The 20,200-nt window shown below is 53.4% G+C and carries 17 protein-coding genes and 1 pseudogene; 9 read left to right on the top strand and 9 right to left on the bottom strand.

Translation table 11 applies throughout. From position 1 onward, the window contains the following. Window positions 1–82: 82 nt before the first annotated feature. The gene (locus APT89_RS24340; RefSeq protein WP_131701751.1) at window positions 83–844 is read right to left on the bottom strand and encodes a tail fiber domain-containing protein; all 762 of its coding nucleotides are present in this window, start codon (window positions 842–844) and stop codon (window positions 83–85) included. A 110-nt stretch (window positions 845–954) separates the two neighbouring features. On the opposite strand from APT89_RS24340, the pseudogene APT89_RS03815 reads away from it, so the two are divergent. Then, window positions 955–1,500, top strand: a pseudogene (locus APT89_RS03815) (site-specific integrase); the annotation flags it as partial. Between the two features lie 49 nt (window positions 1,501–1,549). Then, window positions 1,550–2,485, top strand: a complete 936-nt coding sequence (gene ttcA, locus APT89_RS03810; protein ID WP_028013348.1) for a tRNA 2-thiocytidine(32) synthetase TtcA — start codon at window positions 1,550–1,552, stop codon at window positions 2,483–2,485. A 42-nt stretch (window positions 2,486–2,527) separates the two neighbouring features. Here the strand turns inward: ttcA and dbpA are convergent, their stop codons facing one another. From dbpA to APT89_RS03795, 4 genes are all read right to left on the bottom strand, one after another. After that, the gene (gene dbpA, locus APT89_RS03805) at window positions 2,528–3,901 is read right to left on the bottom strand and encodes an ATP-dependent RNA helicase DbpA (protein ID WP_045630511.1); all 1,374 of its coding nucleotides are present in this window, start codon (window positions 3,899–3,901) and stop codon (window positions 2,528–2,530) included. 27 nt (window positions 3,902–3,928) lie between these two features. Next, window positions 3,929–4,111, bottom strand: coding sequence for a proline-rich small protein YnaL (ynaL, locus tag APT89_RS24520; protein ID WP_071993717.1), 183 nt, complete (start codon window positions 4,109–4,111; stop codon window positions 3,929–3,931). A gap of 273 nt (window positions 4,112–4,384) precedes the next feature. Next, complete coding sequence (gene zntB, locus APT89_RS03800; protein ID WP_028013350.1) at window positions 4,385–5,368, bottom strand: zinc transporter ZntB; 984 nt, start codon at window positions 5,366–5,368, stop codon at window positions 4,385–4,387. A 154-nt stretch (window positions 5,369–5,522) separates the two neighbouring features. Then, window positions 5,523–6,665 carry a methyl-accepting chemotaxis protein gene (locus APT89_RS03795; RefSeq protein ID WP_060571758.1) on the bottom strand — a complete coding sequence of 381 codons (1,143 nt, stop codon included), beginning with the start codon at window positions 6,663–6,665 and terminating at the stop codon, window positions 5,523–5,525. A gap of 444 nt (window positions 6,666–7,109) precedes the next feature. Here APT89_RS03795 and APT89_RS03790 point away from each other — a divergent pair, with 444 nt between their 5' ends. The 3 genes from APT89_RS03790 (at window position 7,110) to APT89_RS24400 (ending at window position 10,779) form a co-directional block, all read left to right on the top strand. Then, entirely contained in the window at window positions 7,110–9,239 is a 2,130-nt protein-coding gene (locus APT89_RS03790) for a putative bifunctional diguanylate cyclase/phosphodiesterase (protein WP_060571757.1), read from the top strand. Window positions 9,240–9,331: 92 nt separating this feature from the next. Further along, window positions 9,332–10,564 (top strand): sensor domain-containing diguanylate cyclase, encoded by a 1,233-nt coding sequence (locus APT89_RS03785; RefSeq protein WP_060571756.1) that lies wholly within the window; start codon window positions 9,332–9,334, stop codon window positions 10,562–10,564. A 74-nt stretch (window positions 10,565–10,638) separates the two neighbouring features. Next, window positions 10,639–10,779 (top strand): Ecr family regulatory small membrane protein, encoded by a 141-nt coding sequence (locus APT89_RS24400; protein ID WP_032644880.1) that lies wholly within the window; start codon window positions 10,639–10,641, stop codon window positions 10,777–10,779. Between the two features lie 190 nt (window positions 10,780–10,969). Here APT89_RS24400 and APT89_RS03775 read toward each other — a convergent pair whose 3' ends face one another. Then, window positions 10,970–11,869, bottom strand: a complete 900-nt coding sequence (locus APT89_RS03775; RefSeq protein ID WP_041909711.1) for a LysR family transcriptional regulator — start codon at window positions 11,867–11,869, stop codon at window positions 10,970–10,972. A 142-nt stretch (window positions 11,870–12,011) separates the two neighbouring features. Between APT89_RS03775 and APT89_RS03770 the strand changes: the two genes are divergently transcribed. Beyond that, window positions 12,012–12,941 (top strand): aromatic alcohol reductase, encoded by a 930-nt coding sequence (locus APT89_RS03770; RefSeq protein ID WP_060571755.1) that lies wholly within the window; start codon window positions 12,012–12,014, stop codon window positions 12,939–12,941. A 101-nt stretch (window positions 12,942–13,042) separates the two neighbouring features. Here APT89_RS03770 and APT89_RS03765 read toward each other — a convergent pair whose 3' ends face one another. Next, on the bottom strand, window positions 13,043–14,659 hold the full coding sequence (locus tag APT89_RS03765) for a peptide ABC transporter substrate-binding protein (protein WP_041909706.1): 1,617 nt from the start codon (window positions 14,657–14,659) through the stop codon (window positions 13,043–13,045). A 185-nt stretch (window positions 14,660–14,844) separates the two neighbouring features. Between APT89_RS03765 and mpaA the strand changes: the two genes are divergently transcribed. Further along, on the top strand, window positions 14,845–15,558 hold the full coding sequence (gene mpaA / locus APT89_RS03760; RefSeq protein WP_047364989.1) for a murein tripeptide amidase MpaA: 714 nt from the start codon (window positions 14,845–14,847) through the stop codon (window positions 15,556–15,558). Here mpaA and ycjG read toward each other — a convergent pair. Then, a complete protein-coding gene (ycjG, locus tag APT89_RS03755) occupies window positions 15,549–16,514 on the bottom strand; it encodes an L-Ala-D/L-Glu epimerase (protein ID WP_060571754.1) in 966 nt (321 codons plus the stop codon). The genes mpaA and ycjG overlap by 10 nt on opposite strands. Before the next feature lie 108 nt (window positions 16,515–16,622). Between ycjG and tpx the strand changes: the two genes are divergently transcribed. Together tpx and APT89_RS03745 are read left to right on the top strand one after the other, a co-directional pair. Further along, a complete protein-coding gene (tpx, locus tag APT89_RS03750; protein WP_028013359.1) occupies window positions 16,623–17,129 on the top strand; it encodes a thiol peroxidase in 507 nt (168 codons plus the stop codon). A gap of 275 nt (window positions 17,130–17,404) precedes the next feature. After that, window positions 17,405–18,613, top strand: coding sequence for an aldose 1-epimerase family protein (locus APT89_RS03745; RefSeq protein WP_060571753.1), 1,209 nt, complete (start codon window positions 17,405–17,407; stop codon window positions 18,611–18,613). A gap of 33 nt (window positions 18,614–18,646) precedes the next feature. On the opposite strand, the gene tyrR is transcribed toward APT89_RS03745, so the two are convergent. Then, window positions 18,647–20,188, bottom strand: coding sequence for a transcriptional regulator TyrR (gene tyrR / locus APT89_RS03740; RefSeq protein WP_060571752.1), 1,542 nt, complete (start codon window positions 20,186–20,188; stop codon window positions 18,647–18,649). Between the last annotated feature and the right edge of the window lie 12 nt (window positions 20,189–20,200).

Below are 20,200 nucleotides of genomic sequence, written 5' to 3'. Positions count from 1 at the left end.
AGATGTAAGCAGATCTGAGGGAGACAAAGCCCGTTAAATGCCAGAACGGGCTGCGGCTGAAAGCTAAGTCTTCATGATTCCGCTATTTTTGCTTAAGCTCCTGGAGCTCTTTCTGTGTTGCCTCCAGCTGTTTAATGACGTAGTTCAGTGCCAACACGGTATCAAGCATGATGACGTTGCTATCCAGCGCTAACGTATCGTCAGCATCAACCCTGTTGCCTTCACCATCAAATTTCGGTGCTGCAGGGACCAACGTTACGTACTCACTGTCGATCTTCATGACATCCTGAGCGATAACACCTCGGCGAACTCTCTCCAAAGGGTCATCGTTGTATACGTAAGTTGCTGGCAGGAATTTCTTGATATTCTCGTATGACTGATAACCATCATCGTATTTCACACTATGTTTCAGTTCGATATCACAGTTTGGTTGTTTAGAGAAAATATAATTGCCCCCAAAACCACCACTGCCTGAAACTGAAATATCCGCGGTAACGGTATTAAACGAGAAAATACGCGTTCCTGCAGATCCGCTATCACCAATGGTTACAAGTTCAATAGATGGCCAGTTGCTTTTCCCCTGGGAAATAGATCCAAGAGCGGTAACGGCGTGATACCCCCCTGAGCAATAGGTATGCCACCTGCCAAATGGTACAAATCCACTATCGTTTGGAGTTGATAGGTTTGGGCGTGCAAACGATGTGTTCGTGCTGTAGCCGTTAACAATATCTTGGTAACCGCCACCGTATCCTTCCCCAGGGCCAATATGGGTTTTTGACTGAAACGCTCCGTATGGGTACCAGCGGAAATCAGCATTGGTACTTACACCATCATAGATGTTCATTTGTACACGGGCTAAATCGGGTCCTGACCCACGTACAGCGCCAAGCCTCCATGTGCCAGAATAGTAGTTACCAGAAAGCCAGTTAACATAATTTTCAGCCGGACCGTCTTCATGGGGAGCTTGCAGCTCTTGCCTGGGAAGATATCGACTGGGAAAAAGGTACGGCTCATATACAGCGCAATCTTAATGCGTTGGGCATGTTCGGCCCACCAAAAACCGAAGCAGGTGACCGAGTTATCACGCTATTAGAGCCAGCACTAGAGGCCTTGAAGGCACAGCGTACGCTGACTTCGTTACAGCCCAAAACCGAGATTGTGTTTCATCACCGTGAGTATGGTGCGATGGAATATCAAAATCTGCGATTTGTTTTCATGCCCAGGATGCGCAAGGGCATACAGAAGGCCTACTACTCTTTATCGAGTATCGGCTCCAGATTTAACGCAGCTGTAAAACGTGCTGGTATTCGCCGCCGGAATCCGTACCATACGCGGCATACTTTTGCCTGCTGGCTTTTATCTGCCGGCGCTAACCCGTCTTTCATAGCCAGCCAGATGGGGCATGAAAACGCGCAAAGGGTTTATGAAGTCTACGGTGCGTGGATTGAAGAGATGAATGGCGAACAGGTGCTGATGCTTAACGATAAGCTGGCACGCTGAATAATTTTTGCCCCTATTATGCCCCTACTGGCTCCGAAGGTAGTAACAAATGCAAGAAAATCAATCAAATACAAAGAAAGAGCAATACAACCTGAATAAACTGCAAAAGCGCCTGCGCCGTAACGTGGGCGAAGCCATTGCAGACTTCAACATGATTGAAGAAGGCGACCGCATCATGGTTTGCCTGTCAGGGGGTAAAGACAGCTACACCATGCTGGAGATCCTGCGTAATCTTCAGCAAAGCGCGCCGGTGAATTTTTCTCTGGTGGCGGTCAACCTTGACCAGAAACAGCCGGGTTTCCCGGAGCATATTCTGCCGGAATATCTGGAGCAGTTGGGCGTTGAGTATAAAATCGTCGAAGAAAACACCTACGGCATTGTGAAAGAGAAGATTCCGGAAGGGAAAACCACCTGCTCGCTTTGCTCTCGTCTGCGCCGCGGCATTCTCTATCGTACCGCAACGGAACTGGGCGCGACCAAAATTGCGCTGGGCCATCACCGCGACGATATCCTGCAAACGCTGTTCCTGAACATGTTCTACGGCGGCAAGATGAAAGGCATGCCGCCTAAGCTGATGAGCGATGACGGCAAGCATATTGTGATCCGCCCGCTTGCCTACTGCCGGGAAAAAGACATTGAACGTTTTTCTCAGGCGAAAGGGTTCCCGATCATTCCATGCAATCTGTGCGGCTCACAGCCGAACCTGCAGCGTCAGGTGATTGGCGACATGCTGCGCGACTGGGACAAACGTTATCCGGGCCGTATTGAGACCATGTTCAGCGCGATGCAGAACGTGGTTCCTTCCCACCTCGCGGACGTAGAGCTGTTCGACTTCAAAGGTATCAACCACGGCTCGGAGGTGGTGAATGGTGGCGATTTGGCGTTTGACCGGGAAGAGATCCCAATGCAGCCTGCGGGCTGGCAGCCGGAAGACGAGGACAATCAGTTCGAAGAGTTGCGTCTGAACGTGCTTGAAGTGAAATAAGCGATGGGCGTCTCAGAAAGACCTTCTGAGACGCTTTATGCCTTATTTCAGCAAACGTACGCGGCAGGTTTTTCCTTTAATCTTGCCGTTTTGCAGCTGTTTCCACGCCTTGTGGGCAACCGCCTGGCGAACGGCCACATAAACATGTGCCGGATGCACCACAATCTTCCCGATATCCGCCCCTTCCAGACCCACATCGCCGGTCAGCGCGCCTAATACATCACCCGGACGCATCTTGGCCTTTTTGCCGCCATCAATGCACAACGTCGCCATTTCCGCCTCCAGCGGCACGAGTTTGATGCTGCCCGGCGCGTTCACCCAGTTCAGCTTGATCTGCAACATTTCAGCAAGAATATTGGCACGCTGCGCCTCTTCCGGTGCGCAGAAGCTGATGGCCAGGCCGCTGTTTCCGGCGCGCGCGGTACGACCAATACGATGGACGTGCACTTCCGGGTCCCAGGCCAGTTCATAGTTCACCACCAGTTCAAGGGATTTGATGTCCAGACCGCGGGCGGCGACGTCGGTCGCCACCAGCACGCGGGCGCTGCCGTTGGCGAAACGCACCAGCGTCCGATCGCGATCGCGCTGTTCCAGATCGCCATGCAGAGACAGTGCGCTCTGCGCCGCCGCATTCAGGGCATCACAAACCGCCTGGCAGTCTTTTTTGGTATTACAGAACACCACGCATGATGCAGGCTGGTGCTGGCTCAGCAGTTTCTGCAGGAGCGGGATTTTTCCCTGCTGCGAGGTTTCAAAGAACTGCTGTTCGATGGCCGGCAGAGCATCGACGCTGTCGATCTCAATGGTGAGCGGATTATTCTGCACGCGACCGCTGATCGCGGCGATGGCTTCAGGCCAGGTCGCAGAGAACAGCAGCGTCTGACGATCGGCCGGCGCGAAGCGGATCACTTCATCAATGGCATCGCTGAAGCCCATATCCAGCATCCTGTCCGCCTCGTCCATCACCAGCGTGCTTAAGGCATCGAGCGAAACGGTGCCTTTTTGCAGGTGATCAAGCAGGCGGCCGGGCGTCGCGACAATAATGTGCGGCGCGTGCTGGAGCGAATCGCGCTGTGCGCCAAACGGCTGCCCACCGCAGAGGGTTAAAATCTTGGTATTGGGCAGGAAACGCGCCAGGCGACGCAGTTCACCCGCGACCTGGTCTGCCAGCTCGCGGGTCGGGCACAGGACCAGTGACTGGGTCTGAAACAGCGACGCGTCAATATGCTGCAGCAGACCAAGACCGAAAGCGGCCGTTTTCCCACTGCCCGTTTTCGCCTGCACACGCACATCCCGGCCTTCAAGGATAGCGGGCAGCGCGGCCGCCTGAACAGGCGTCATCGTGAGGTATCCCAACTCGTTGAGGTTGTCGAGTTGGGCGGCAGGCAGAACATTCAGGGTAGAAAAAGCGGTCACAATAATCTCTCGTGGTCATCTTTACGGTCAGATGGCGCGTATCCTCGCAGATCTCGGGGTTCGATGCGACAATTTAATCGGTTCTTCGTCCGGCGGCGGGTCTGGCATCGGCTGCGGACGCGGAATGGGATCGGGCATCGGCACGGGATCGGTGGGGACAGGATCGGACTGACGCGCGTGTTGCAGTAGCAGAGCGAGTAAAATGCTCATCTTTCCCTCCAGGATTTGCTGTCGTCCCTTTTAGGGTAGACGCTGAGAAACAGGAGGCAAAAAAAAGCCGACTATAAAGTCGGCGTCGTACGAATCAATTGTGCTATGCAGTAATTCAAAAAAGGAAGTAAGACAATATGGAGCGCAACGCCCATCGCTTGACGTTGCATTCACCTGCGGGAGTAATATTGCACCTTACGGGGGTGATGTTTATTGACTTTGCTCAATTAAAAGAGCGTTTTAATCCTCGAAAAAGGTGAAAAAATCGTAAATTTACAGCCATTTACTACGATGCAACCACCATGCAACACCACCAATCAAAACAACTAACATGACGCAAAACGCGGTGAAGCCGTACCGATATTCGCCGCCGGGTATACCGCCCAGATTGACGCCAAAAAGCCCTGTCAGAAATGTGCTGGGTAAAAAGACCATCGCCATCAGGGACATCGTGTAGGTTCTTCTCGCCAGCGACTCCTGCATCACCTGTGCGATTTCATCCGCCATCACCGCCGTTCGGGCGATACAGGAATCGATCTCATCCAGCCCGCGGCCCAGCCTGTCAGCAATGTCCTGCATCCGGCGGCGCTGATCGTCATTCATCCAGTTGAGTCTTTCACTGGCCAGACGGGCATACACATCCCGTTGTGGCGTCATATACCGACGCATCACGATCAGCTGCTTGCGCAATAGCGCCAGAAAGCCGCGCGGCGGGATCTGCTGATCGAGCAGATTATCTTCCAGGTCGATGATTTTATCGTGCAGCTCTTCAATAAATTCGCTCGCATGATCGGTCAGGGCGTCACAGACGTCCACCAGCCAGCTGCCGCAGTCAACCGGTCCGGTCCCCTCTTTGAGATCGTTCACAATGTCATCCAGCGCCAGAACCTTACGCTGACGTGTGGAAACAATTAGCCCATCGTCCATATAGACGCGCATCGCAACCAGCTGATCGGGACGTTCATCCGTGCTGCCGTTTATACAGCGCAGGGTGATAAGCGTCCCGTCACCCATCCTGCTTACGCGAGGCCGCAGGCTTTCCCCCGCCAGCGCATCACGTACGTTGTTAGGCAGCAGCGGAGTCGAGGCCAGCCAGTCAGCGCTGTCCGGGTGGGTATAGTTCAGATGTAGCCAGCAGGGATGCTCTTTATCAATGACATCATCATCTTCCAGCGGTCGGGCACCGCCGCGACCGTCCAGCACCCACGCAAAAACTGCGTCAGGAACGTTAAGTTCGGATCCTTTAATGCTCTCCACAGCGCCTCCCCTGTTTGGCTCTTTCGATGTCAGTCTAGCTTCCATCAGGGGTTAAGCAACAACTATGTTTCGCATCGCGCTGAAATCGCTCAGGAATTGTACACGCTATATTTTGGGAATAAAAAAGCCTGGCATGCCAGGCTTCGGGAAGCTGTCAATGAGAGTGCTCGGGGAGCTGATGGTACGAAACAGGGCTGGCTACTGGTGACGAGGGGTGCCCCTGGTCCAGCCTGAAATTTCGGGTCCGCGTCTGCAGTTCGATCACCTGATTACGCAGCACATCAGAGGAACCGTTGAGCTCCTCCGCCATCGCCACGTTGCTTTGCGTGACCCGCTCCAGTTCGGACAGCGCCAGCGTGATCTGGGAAATGCCCTTCTCCTGCTCTGCGGTTGAGGTAGAAATTTCGTCCATTAACCGGCTGACGTTGCCGGAGCCGGTCACGATGTCACGCATATTCTTCTCCGCTTCCGACACAACGCTGGCACCCTGGGTGACATTACTACTGGTAACGTCAATCAGCGTTTTGATGTTTTTCGCCGCCTCGGCGCTGCGGTGAGCCAGGTTTCGGACTTCCTCTGCGACCACGGAGAACCCTTTCCCGTGATCGCCCGCCCGCGCGGCCTCGACGGCCGCATTAAGCGCCAGAATATTCGTCTGGAATGCAATCCCGTCGATCAGGGAGATAATTTCCGTCATCTGCTGCGCGCACTCGGTAATGGATTGCATATTGCTGGCAACCTGTTCCATCAGATCTCCGCCCTTACGCGCCTGCAGCGTCGCGGCATTCGCCTGCTCGCTCGCCAGCCGGGTATTATCGGCATTGTTTCGGGTACTTGCCGCCATCTGCTCCATGCTTGCCGCAGTTTGCACCAAAGATGCAGACTGTTGCTCTGTTTTCACCGAGAGCTGAGCACTGCGGGAAGAGAGTTGATCCGACAAGGCCATGGCGTTTTGTGATGATGCCCTGATCTCACGCACCAGCGTAGCGATGTTGCTTGAAAGAGTATTAATCCCGGGAATTAATCGCCCCGCGCAGTTATTGCCAAACTCGGGGATAGAGACGCCTAAGTTGCCTGCGGTCACTTCTTCAATACTTTTTTTCACAGTATTGATCGGCGTCACAAGAAACTTCGTCATATAACTCCAGAGCAAAAATAATCCAACGAAATTGACCAGATTAATCGAAACGAAAAGAGGAAGATTGCTGGAAAATAGAACAACGATACCTGCATTCACTAAAAACAGGCACAGCAGGAACCAGGCAATGAAGGTCCTGACACTAATATTTCTTAGCATGATTTTACCCACAACTTATATTTTGGTCGGCATTTAGATTTATAGCATTCACTTTTGCGTTTGTCCTCACATAATACGCTGGTTTCTCGTTTCGCTGTTACCCACCCTGCATTTAACTTAAGTCAGATAAAAAATGGGTTTTAGTAGAAATGTCATACCCCATATGCTGTATTGCTGGTCCAAAGCCCCCTGAAGCGATACCATTATTTGCGGTGCATGCACACATATTTAAGACGCTTTGCTACAATCTATCGACTATGTTTAGCAGTACTTAATGCATTAACATAAAGAATATATTTTATATTTCGGGTAAGTTTGACCTTTTATATAAGTGGCTATTTTCCACGATAAATAACTAATATGGTTTGAATGCGCATGTTCGTTGCCAGATAAAGACGTGCCGGCCGGCAAAATCGGTAACCCTCTCAGGCGTGGGATTGCATAATGCTCAATATATCGTGGGACCCTGTGTTGATCGCTGTCTCTTATCTGGTGGCGTTTATCGCCTCCTTTGTGGCCCTGGACAGCGCCGGGAAAATTCCCCTTTCCAGCCGTAAAGCGGCTCTGTTCTGGCGCATTGCCGGCGGGATCACGCTGGGCATCGGGATCTGGTCAATGCACTTCATCGGTATGCTGTCGATGCAAATGCCGATGATGATGAGCTATGACCTATGGCTAACCCTTGCGTCTCTCGGCGTGGCGATCGTTGCCTCCACGATAGCAATAAATATTGCCGTTACGGGCAAACACCTCTCTCCCTTTCGGCTGTTCTTCGCCACGGTTATCCTCAGCGCTGGCGTGGTCGCTATGCACTATATCGGCATGGCCGCGTTGATGCTGGAAGGAAACATCCTCTGGGATCGGCGCATTGTGGGTGTGTCCGTGATGATTGCCGTGGTCGCCTCCGGCGTGGCGCTGTGGCTGGCTTTTCGCCTTAGAGATAAGCACAAAGGGGTCTTTGTGACTCGCATTCTCGCCGCGTTAGTCATGGGCGCCGCCATTTGCGCGATGCACTATACGGGCATGAGCGCCGCGCATTTCCATGAGATGGCGCATACGCTCCCCGGCGGGGTCAGCGAGCTGGGGTTATCCATCTGGGTTTCCGTCACCACGCTCGCCCTGCTCGGCATGATGTTAATTATTTCGCTTATCGATTCGCACTGGCGGACCAGCCGTCTGACGGACAATCTGCGCCAACTCAACCGTCAGCTTGAGCTACAGGTTCGCTTTGACGCTCTCACCGGCCTCGCAAACCGCCAGCAGATGGATATCCGAATGCAGGATTGTCTGCACAGCGCCTTGTTGAGTAACAAACAATTTGCCGTGGTTTTTCTGAATGTCGATCGCTTCAGACGCGTGAATGATACCTGGGGTCACAGCGTCGGTGATGAGTTATTAATTACCATTGCCCAGCGCATCACCTCCCTGCTTACCCGTGAGATGACGCTGGCCAGGCTGGGTGGGGATGCCTTTATCCTGCTGGTTCCCGAATACGACGAAGAAAAGCTCACTACTCTGCTCACGACGCTGCTCGCGGATATGCGCCGTCCGCTATCCCTTTGCGGACATACGCTGAGTACCACCCTCAGCGCGGGTGTAAGCCTTTATCCTCAGGATGGCGAAACGCTGCATGAACTGAAGTTTAAGGCGGACGCCGCCTTACACCACGTTAAGCAAGAAGGTCGTAACGGCTGGGCGTTTTACCGCCCTGAGATGTCAACGGCGGTTCCGGCGCAGCCGGGTTTTCTGCAGGAACTTTATCAGGCGCTGGAAAGCGATCGGTTTGAACTGTGGTATCAGCCAACATGGCATGCTAAAGATAAGACAATCCACGGTTTTGAGGCTCTTCTGCGCTGGCGGCATCCGGAGCAAGGCGTTTTGCTGCCAGGTCTGTTTTTACCCACTCTGGAACAAACGGGTTTGATTATTCCGGTTGGCAACTGGGCTATTGAAGCCGCGTGTCGGCAGCTTCATTTCTGGACTGAACAAGGTTTCAGCCAGTGGACGTTATCACTCAATTTATCACCTATTCAGTTCGAACAGCCGGATATCTTTCACATCGTATCGTCCATGCTGGATAAATATAAACTGTCGCCCTCAAGGCTGATCCTGGAGGTCACGGAGAGTACCGCGCTAAAAAATCTCGACCGCAGCATCGAGCTGCTCAACGCCTTTAACCATGCGGGGATCACCGTCTCTATTGATGATTTTGGCACGGGCTATTCCAACCTGCTGATGCTGAGCGTTCTTCCGGCAAAAGAGCTTAAAATCGACAAGAGCTTTGTGTCCTCTATGCTGGGAAATGAAAAAAGCCGCAAGCTGGTGGAAACCATTATTAGTATTGCCCGCACCATGGAGATGACTGTCGTTGCCGAGGGGATTGAAACGGACGAACAGCAGGCAATACTGACCAGCCTCGGCTGTGACTATCTCCAGGGCTACCTTTTCTCCCGCCCCTTGCCCGCTGAACAGGTTCCGTGGCTGCTGCTACAAAAAAACTCAGATAAACAAATTATACCCATAAGTAAAATTCAAACGGACCCCGAATTTATTTCACAAAAAAATCATGCCTGACGGGATTGAGTAGAGTATGTTTCAAGGGAGTACATGCGGGTCAGTTCTGCCATGATTGCCAGGCGTATCGTGCCGATGAACAGGAAAATACTATGTCGCAAAATAGTTTTGATGCGCTTAATGCAATTAAAACGCCCGTGTGGCTCATTTCTCCTGTTTCGGAACAGATTATTTTTGCAAATGTGGCCGCAATACAGCTAACGGGTAATAAAACGCTGAATGACCTGCGTAAAGGGTCCTGTTCTGCAAGTGCGCAAACCGTACTGTCGATGTATGTTCCTGAACTGAAGAACGATCACGATATTGTCGAGATCTGGACAGTTAGCCGGGGCGGGCAGGACGTACCGATAAGCTGTCGCCTCTCCCTCACCCACGTCACGCCGGATGGTGATGTTATCGTTTTCGAAGGAATCTCTTCGCACGCCCCCTCAGGCCTGAAAGCCAGCCGTTCCGCAACCTATCAACGCAAAAAACAGGGGTTTTACGCCCGCTTTTTCCTGACCAACAGCGCACCAATGTTGCTAATCGATCCTGCCCGTGACGGGCAAATTGTCGATGCAAACCTGGCCGCGCTCAGCTTTTACGGTTATTCACATGATGAGATGTGCCGGAAGCACACCTGGGAAATTAACACGCTTGGCAGAGGCGTCATGCCCATCATGACGGAGATCGCCGCGCTGCCCGGCGGACATAAGCCGCTTAATTTTATTCACCGCCTTGCCGATGGCACCACCCGCCACGTCCAGACCTACGCGGGGCCCATTGAGATCTACGGCGACAAACTGATGCTGTGCATAATCCATGATATTACTGAGCAAAAGAGGCTTGAGCAGGAGCTGGAAAATGCTGCATTACGTGACTCGATGACGGGGTTACTCAACCGACGTCAGTTTTATAACGTTATCGACCAAACCAACCAGAGCCACCTCTCCGGCCAGCAGCAATTTAGCCTGCTGCTGGTGGATACCGATCATTTTAAAAACATCAATGACCTCTTTGGTCACCTGAAGGGTGATGAGGTGCTCATTGCCCTCTCCCGAACGCTGGAAGCCTGCAGCAGACAAGATGACCTGGTGTTCCGCTGGGGCGGTGAAGAGTTTGTCATCCTGTTGCCGCGTACGTCTCTCGAAACGGCGCTGAAGATTGCCGAATCCGTCCGTGCGGCGGTCACCCATATTACCCTCCCAGGCTTACCACGCTTTACCGTCAGTATTGGCGTGGCTCGGCATGACCCTGAAGAGAGTATTGACGCGCTGTTTAAACGTGTCGACGATGCGCTCTATCGCGCCAAAAACGACGGGCGTAATAAAGTCCTTGCGGCATGAAACTGGAGTATCGTGAAAAGCCCCGCTACAATGCCCAGCTTAAGTAAATTAACGACGGGTGGGTTGTGGCAACAATGGGAAAGACAGAAATAATACTCACCTTAATTATTTTATTGCTTATTATATTTGGCTTATGGTTTATTTTCAGCGGTGAGATTTGGTTTTTCGTTGAATATCTGGAAAACAGTCTCTACCCCACTTTTGACGCACTGTAGTGCACGTTTAATTTATTGTTTCACCTACCGAATCTGTCAGGTATCTGCATTGCCCTCAGCCACGTAAGATACGCGGCGTTATCCTCCAACAATGTTGATAACGAATCACTAAATCATTTGCTTATTTCGCCCGTTCTCTGACGGGCTTTTTTTATTTCCGGCTATTAAGCAAAACCAGGGTTTTCGCCTGTCAGTCTCCATGTTGGTGTAGCACCGCTCTGCTCCAGTCATAAAAGGCGCGTACCGAAGGCGGGAGATAGCGGTTTTGTGGATAGACAAGCGAAAGCGGTAAATCGAAAGAGACGTCCTCCATACAGCGGACCAACGCCCCGCTCTTCAGATACGGTTCAGCCAGATAGCTGGCCACGCGAATTAATCCGAGCCCTTGAATTCCGGCCTGGATATAGGCGTCGGTGTCATCAACGATCAGCGTCTCTTTCATGCGGATTGCACAATCGCCGTCATCACGCGTAAAAAACCAGTCAATGGTACGCCCGGTGCGGTGGTTCAGGTAGCCGACTGCGTAATGCTTTTCCAGTTGGTCGAGATTTTCCGGCTTACCACAGGCGGCTATATAGCCCGGAGAAGCCAGAACAACCCATCTGAAGTTCGCCAGAGGGCGCGCGACCAGCGTCGTTGAATCTTCTATCCTCCCGGTGCGGATCACGCAGTCATACCCTTCCTGAATAATGTCCTCCACGTTATCGCTGGAACAGAGTATCAGCTCCAGCTCGGGATACTGGCGGAGAAATTCAGGGAGACTGGGAAGGATGCAATGTCGGGCGAGAGACTGCGGCATCCCGACTTTAAAACGGCCTCTTGGCTGCGCGGATCTGCCGGGAAAGGAAGACTCCATTGTCGCAATATCCGTCAGCAGCCGTTTGCTCTCGTCATAGTAGCGTCGGCCTTCTGCGGTCACGCTGAGTTTCCGGGTGGTGCGCTGTAAAAGCTGAATGCCCAGGTATGTCTCCAGCTCCTTAACGACCCGCGATACGGTTGAGCGCGGTAGCCCCAGCACTTCTGCCGCCCTGGCGAAGCTGTGGGTCTCGACCACACAAACGTATACCCGCATTGATTCCAGTTTATCCATATTCCCACCGCGCCTGAAAAGATCGATTATCCCATTTTTACGAACAGTCTAACTTATGCTTGTCGTCTTATCGAATGCAGCCATCTGACATAACCTTGCTCAAGTTGAAGTAATCAAGCGATTTAACAAAGAGAGGCTCAGTATGAAAGAACGTGATATCACGACAGGCGAAAAAGTATTAGTGCTTGGTGCAGGACAATTGGGCGCTGCCGTGCTGGAGTATTTGGTTCCGGCAGTCACGCAGCGCGACGGCGCTGTCTCCGTTATCGTATCGCCCGGCTCCTGGGACAGCCGGGGTAAGCTTCAGTCCGAAACGCATCAAAAACTGGCTGATGCAGGGGCCAAATTTATCTCTGTCGATGTCGCTGCCAGCACGATTGACGCGTTAAAAAACCACTTCGCGGATTTTGATACTGTTATCAACTGCATGGGGTTTGTCGCTGGCGCGGGAACACAGATAAAGATTACTCGCGCGGTACTGGAGGCTGGCGTTAAACGCTATTTTCCCTGGCAGTTTGGCGTGAATTACGATGTGGTAGGCAAAGGGAGCGGTCAGCCCGTCTGGGACGAGCAGTATGATGTCAGGACGCTACTGCGGGAACAGAACGCGACGGAATGGGTGATTGTTTCAACCGGCATGTTTACCAGTTTTCTCTTCGAACCGGCATTTGATGTGGTGAATTTATCCGAAAAAACCATTAATGCGCTCGGAGGATGGGACACACAGGTCACCGTGACATCACCTGCGGATATTGGCCGACTCACCACCGAAATTTATTTGCATCAGCCGCGGATCGTAAATGAAGTGATATTTGTCGCAGGTGAAACAACCTCATACGGAAAACTGGCAGAAACCGTTGAACGTGTGACCGGCCAAACGTTCACTAAAGACGTATTACCCCTCTCTGCGCTACTGGATGAGCTGCGTTTGAAACCGGATGATACGATGACAGGCTATCGCACGGCCTTCGCCAGGGGAGACGGTGTATGGTGGCCGATGAAAGATACCTGGAATGTACAGAATAACCTGCCGACCCAGGATATAGCGTCATGGCTAAAGACCGTCATTTGAGGACATATCCTTTCAGGACGCTAATGAAAACTGGCGCTGTCAGCTGCGCCAGCTTTTGGTTTAGCCGTGGTTACCTTGCGTTAACAGGCAACCGGTACTGATTAGTGCTTTTCAATATACATCGTCCGGCTATATGCCACGTCTTCCGGGTTATTGATGGGGTAGCCCTTCACCCAGGGCTTAATCAGGCGACCGTTAGTGTACTGATAAATTGGCGCGATGGGCGCCTTCTCCATAAGGATTTTCTCCGCCATGTTGTAGTCCGCATTGCGCGCCTTCGCGGTGGTTTCCCGCGTCGCCTGCTGGACGATCTTATCGTAGGCAGGGTCATTAAAGCGGGAGATATTGCCGCTGTGAGTGGAGGTCAACAATGACAGGAACGTTGATGGCTCGTTGTAGTCGCCCACCCATGAAGCGCGGATCACATCAAAGTTGCCGGTGTTACGGCTATCAATGTAGGTTTTCCACTCCTGGTTTTGCAGTTTGACATCCACACCGAGATTTTTCTTCCACATGGAGGCCACCGCAATCGCGATTTTCTGGTGGTTTTCCGAAGTGTTATACAGCAGGTTCAGCTTTAGCGGGCGCTGAGGACCGTATCCTGCAGCCTGCAGCAAGGTTTTGGCCTGGGCGTTCAGCTCCTGCTGCGACATCTGCTCAAACGGCGAGGCGTCCGGGGTAAACCCTGCCGTCACGTCAGGCGTAAAGTGCCAGGCGGGTTTCTCTCCCGTGCCTAACACCTTTTCCGCCATAATGCGACGGTCGATAGTCATGCTCAGCGCAAGACGGACGCGGGCATCGGCAGTTGGGCCCTTTTGCGTGTTAAACGCATAGTAATACGTTCCCAACTGAGGCGGCGTATAAACCTGCCCCGGAATGTCCTTCATGAGCTTCTGATACATGTTTTTTGGGAACGATTCGGTAATATCAATATCCCCTGCCAGGTAGCGTTTGGTCGCCGACGATTCCTGATTAATCGGCACGAAGGTCACCTTCTGCAGTACCGTTTTGGCATTGTCCCAGTAGTGCGTATTGGGCACCACAACCAGTTTTTCATTCACCACGCGGTCCTTCAGAACGTAAGCCCCGTTCCCCACCAGCGCGCCCGGCCGTGTCCACTCTTTACCGCTTTCGACGTTAGCTTTTTGTACTGGATAAAAAGCAAAGTTCGCCGTCAGGTTGCTGAACCACGGCAGCGGTTTGTCCAGCTGAACGCGTAACGTTCTGGCGTCCACCGCCGTCACACCCAGCGTATCGGGCGCGGCTTTGCCGTCAATAATGGCCTGCGCGTTATTAATTCCCGCCAGCGCGGCAAACCAGGCAAACGGAGAGGTGGTTTTCGGGTCAACCAGACGCTGCCAGCTGTAGACAAAATCCTGGGCGGTGACAGGGGAGCCGTCGGACCATTTCGCGTCATCGCGTAAGGTAAACATCCAGACGCGGTTATCGTTGCTCTGCCAGCGTGTCGCCACGCCCGGCGTCAGCTCCCCTTTCTCATTCTGATTAACCAGGCCTTCAAAGAGATCGCGAATCACCTGAATCTCTGGCAACCCCACGGCTTTCGCCGGGTCCAGCGAAGCCGGCTCGTCTTTAATATGCCTGACCAGCTCCTGTTTTTGCGCCAGCGCAGTGCCCTGCGGCACGTCAGCTGCGAAAGAAAGTGAAGAGAGCCCGCACAGGCACAGTGCGGCAAAAAGACGCGAAACAGGATGCTTCATAAGATCCCCTTTAATGAATTCAGGTATTAAGCAGATGCGTAATTATTTGTTTCGACAAAGAGAAATGCAAATAACTTACGCCTGAATAGTGATTCAAGGCAATTCTTAGCCATTACGGAAACTATTTGATTAACAGCGGGTTTTGCACAACACTGCCAGTAGTGACTTCTTTATCAGGATTTCGTATGGCAACCACCCGACCGAGAGCGGAACGCGGCGCCTTTCCGCCGGGCGCTGAGCAATATGGCCGCTCCTTTTTAGGCGCATCGCTGATCTGGTTCCCCGCCCCCGACGCAGACCGCGAAAGCGGCTTGATTCTTGCCGGCACGCACGGGGATGAAAACTCCTCCATCGTGACGCTTTCCTGCGCGTTGCGGACGCTGACGCCTTCATTGCGACGTCATCACGTGATTCTGGCGGTTAACCCGGACGGCTGCCAGCTGGGTCTTCGCGCCAATGCGCGAGGCGTTGACTTAAACCGTAATTTTCCGGCAGCAAACTGGCGCGCAGGGGAAACGGTGTATCGCTGGAACAGCTCCGCCGAGGAGCGTGATGTGGTTCTGCTAACGGGAGATAAGCCGGGCTCAGAGCCGGAAACCCAGGCGCTGTGCCAGCTAATCCATAAGATCCATCCCGCGTGGGTGGTCTCCTTCCACGATCCGCTGGCCTGTATTGAAGATCCGCGTCACTCCGAGCTTGGCGCGTGGCTGGCAGACGCTTTCGCCCTGCCGCTCGTGACCAGCGTGGGCTATGAAACGCCAGGCTCCTTCGGTAGCTGGTGCGCCGATTTGAGCCTGCCCTGCATAACCGCTGAATTCCCGCCGATCTCCTCCGACGAGGCCAGCGAAAAATACTTAAAAGCCATGGTGGATCTTTTACGCTGGCAGCCTCAGAGATGAAGCACGCCGCTGGTAAAATGGAGCGCGGGAGAGACGTCAACCGCCAGCCACGTCGGGCCGTCCAGATCGGCGAAACGGACCTGATTGACCAGCGGTAGCGCCGCGCCGATTGCCCGGGACGTACAGAGCATACAGCCCAGCATCAGTGAAAAACCTTGCGCCCGGGCTTCTGCCGCCAGGGCCAGCGCCTCTGTCAGCCCGCCGGTCTTGTCGAGCTTAATATTAATCATCTCGTAGCGACCCTGCAGCTCGCTCAAGCTCGCGCGGGTGTGACAGCTTTCATCCGCACAAACGGGCAACGGATGGATAAAGTTCTTCAGCGCCGCGTCATCTTTTGCTGGCAGAGGCTGCTCCAGCATAGCCACCCCCAGGTCGGCCAGCAGCTGACAGCGGGCGGCCAGCCCTTCTGGATGCCATGATTCATTGGCATCAACAATCAGCGTGGCTGAGGGTACCGCCGCGCGAATGGCGACCATCCGCTCGCTAATCAGACGATCGTCGAGCTTCACCTTCAGCAGCCGGGCCCCGGCGTCAAAAAGCGCTTTGGCGCTGGCGGCCATCTGTTCCGGCTCGCCAATCACTACCGTTTGCGCGGTAGCGACCGATTCCGGCAGCGCCACGCCCAGCAATGCTGTCAGGGGTTGCTGCTGTTTCGCCGCCTCCAGACTCCAGAGCGCACTATCAATGGCGTTACGTGCGGCCCCGGCGGGCAAACGATGCTGTAATGCCTCGCGCGTGAGCCCGGTTTGCAGGTCTGGCACCAGCGTCATGATATGCGCCATCACTGACGCGAGGCTTTCACCATAGCGCGGGTAAGGCGTACACTCCCCTACGCCTTTAAAACCGTCCTCTTCAATTTCAACGACCACCACGCTGGCTTCGCTTCGGCTGCCGCGGGAGATCACAAACGGGGTGTGCAATGGCCAGGCTTCTTCATAGACCTTAACGCTTCTCATCACTGACTCCTTGCAGCCCGGAAAGGCGAAAAAATTTGGTTTGCCGTGTTATCCGCGGATGGCATACACTAGCCCCGACGTTAACTATATGTAAACAGGAAGATATCTATGTCACAACTCGTTCATTTCCAGGGCAACCCGGTTGCTGTTGCAGGTTCCATTCCGCAGGCTGGTAGCAAAGCGCAGGCTTTTACTCTGGTGGCTAAAGATCTGTCTGACGTCACACTGGCTCAGTTTGCGGGCAAACGCAAAGTGCTGAACATTTTCCCGAGCATTGATACCGGTGTTTGCGCCGCATCCGTGCGTAAGTTCAACCAGCTGGCAACTGAAATGGACAACACCGTTGTGCTGTGCATTTCTGCTGACCTGCCGTTCGCCCAGTCTCGCTTCTGCGGTGCTGAAGGCCTGAGCAACGTTATCACCCTCTCCACCCTGCGCAGCCCGGATTTCCTCGAAAACTACGGCGTCAGCATCGCCGAAGGCCCTCTGAAAGGCCTGGCAGCACGCGCGGTACTGGTTCTTGATGAAAACGACACTGTCATCTTCAGCGAACTGGTTAATGAAATCACTACTGAGCCGGATTACACCGCCGCGCTGGAAAAGCTGAAAGCATAATCATTACTTAGCATTCTATACCGCTTTTTCAAAACCTCGCTATGGCGGGGTTTTTTATTAATTCCTAGCTGAATCGTTAAAGCAATAATGAGCTTGCGTCACAAAATTAACGCAATTCAGTTTCAATATTTCAGCAAAATAGCGATCAGACCCGCATATTGATCGTTAAACAACCCTGAATTTACCCTCAGTGAGGCGTATCACATTTCCCTTATCGCCAAAACATTAGATTTGCTTACGAAGTTAAATAATCGTTTCAGCAAAAAGGGATAAATATGAAAATAAAACTGGCTTTAACGCTCCTTTCGGTACTGGTTTCGGGCCATGCCGCAGCAAAAACCTGGGTGCTGACAAGCGCTGAAAGCAGCGTGGAAAAAGGAAACTGGAAGATTTCCAGCGATGAGCTGAAAATTAACGATCGAACGTTCAGCATTGAGCAAAAAGTGTTGCACGGCGGCAAACAGGAAGGTAGTAAAGTGATCGTTATTAGCAGTAAAAACGGCCTGACAATCACCTTAAGCCCGACGCGCGGGATGAACCTTCTGCATGTGGAGGGCTTTGGCACCAGGCTGGGCTGGAACTCCCCCGTTAAAGAGGTCGTTAACCCGGCGTATATTAATCTGGAAAGCCGAAACGGACTTGGCTGGCTGGAAGGTTTCAACGAGATGATGGTCCGCTGTGGCTACGAATGGACGGGGCACCCGGTCACCGCTGATGGCCAGATTTACACCCTGCATGGCAAGGCGGGGAATACACCGGCATCCCAGGTGGAGGTTGAAATTGCGGATGCTGCCCCGCATGAAATTCGTATTCGCGGTCTCATCAAAGAAAGCACCTTTAAAAAAGCGGATCTGCAAACCATGACCGAACTGCGTTACGTTCCAGGAACCAACCAGTTCAGCCTGCATGACGTTCTGACGAACCATGCCGATTACCCTCATGACTATCAGATCATCTACCACAGCAACTTTGGGGCGCCTGTCCTCGAAGAAGGCGCGCGCTTCCTTGCCCCGGCGGCAAGCGTGAGCCCGTTCAATGATTACGCGAAAGCGGGCATTAACGACTGGCAAACCTACGCCGGGCCGACAAAAGGCTTTGATGAGATGGTCTTTAACATCAAACCGCTTGCGGACAGCAACCATGAAACCCTCGCGGCGGTGGTGAATAAAGCCGGTGACAAAGGCGCGTCAATTCAGTTTGATACCCGCCAGCTGCCCGTGCTGACCCTGTGGAAAAATACCGATACGCCAAAACAGGGCTATGTCACGGGGATTGAGCCAGGCACCAGCTACGCCTACCCCGTCACCATTGAACGCGAGCAGAAGCGGGTTAAGCAGCTGCAACCAGGCGCCAGCGCTCAATTTGACCTGACCTATACCCTGCTACACAGCGCGCAGCAGGTGAAGGACGTCGAAAGCAGGATTGCGTCGATTCAGGGCGAGACAAAAACAGAGATCGTGACCACGCCGCTGGCGAAGGAATAAGCATTAAAAAAGCCTCTTTACAGAGGCTTTTTGTTATTCGTCACCTTTCTTATGATTCAATCCATACTCACGTAACTTATTCGCAATAGCGGTATGCGAGACGCCAAGCCGTTTTGCCAGTTTGCGGGTGCTGGGGTAGCTGCGGTACAGCTGCGTCAGCACGGAGCGCTCGAAGCGGCTGGTGATATCATCCAGCGAGCCTTCCATCGCCTCTTCGCCTACCGATACCGTCCCGGCGTCGTAATCCGGCAACATAATGTCCTGAGGGCGCAGTTCATACCCTTCCAGCTGGGTCAGCGCGCGATAAACGGCGTTTTTAAGCTGACGAATGTTGCCCGGCCAGCCGTAGCGCATGAGCACCGTGCCGAGATCTGCAGACAGTTTCGGACGCGGAACGCCCTGCTCGTCGGCAAAGCGGGCCACAAACAGCTCCGTTAGCGGCATGATGTCCTGCGGACAATCGCGCAGCGGTGGAATGTTCAGCGTCAGGACGTTGAGACGGTAGTAGAGATCTTCGCGGAAAATCCCCTTTTGCACCAGCTCCACCAGGTTTTTCTGGGTGGCGCAAATGACGCGCACGTCCACATGCACTTCGTGATCCTCACCGACGCGGCGGAAGGTACCATCGTTCAGGAAACGCAGCAGTTTAGCCTGCATACGCGGCGACATTTCGCCGATCTCGTCCAGCAGCACGGAGCCGCCGTTGGCCTGCTCGAAGAACCCTTTCTTGCCTTCCGGCGCGTGTCCAAACAGCTCGCTTTCGACGGCATCTTCTGGAATAGAGGCACAGTTAAGCGCCAGATATGGTTTAGCCGCACGCGGGCTTGCCAGGTGCACGGCGTGCGCCAGCAGATCTTTCCCGGTACCGGTATCGCCGGTAATCAGCAGCGGCGCGGTAAGGCTGGCAAGCTTGCGCGCCTGGTCAACCACGTGGCGCATTTTCGGGCTGACGGCAATAATCTGGCTGAATGCGCCAACGTCCTGGCTGGAGAGGTTTTGCAGCTGGCGCCCCATGCGTAGCGTCGAGCGCAGCATGATCACCGCCCCGGTCAATACGCGACTATTTCCTTCTCCTTTCAGATATACCGGTGTGATCTCCATTAGGAAATTCTGCCCGTTAATCACTACATGCTCGCTGTGCGTATTCTGCGGGTTGCTGTCCAGCCAGCGCTGGAAGTTAAAACCGGGGATCAGCTGCGCGGCGTGGTGGCTGCTGAGCTTCTCCTGGCTCTGCGCGAAAAGCTGGCAGCTCGCGTGGTTAACGCGCTCGACTTTACTTTTCAGATCCAAAGAGAGGAACGGCTCGGGCATCGCTTCAAGCAGCGCGCTCAGGGCGAGGTGCTCACGTTCGGAGGGCATCCAGGGGATGGTGCGTACATCCGTAACGCCAGCGATACGGCGGATTTCCGCCATCAGGCTGCTGAAGGTGTTAAATTCAATTTCGGCAAAATTGAGGTAAATTCGCCCGACAGGATCGATCTCAATGCCACGTAAATCAATGCTACGTAAAACAAGAAGATCGAGTAATTCGCGGGTAAGACCGAGACGGTCTTCACAGAAGACTTCAAGACGCATGGGAAATTCACC

Source organism: Enterobacter sp. 50588862, from assembly GCF_001462935.1.
GTDB classification, from domain to species: Bacteria; Pseudomonadota; Gammaproteobacteria; order Enterobacterales; family Enterobacteriaceae; genus Enterobacter; species Enterobacter bugandensis.
Note: the sequence above shows the minus strand (reverse complement) of the source record. Positions and strands in the feature narration are given on the sequence as shown.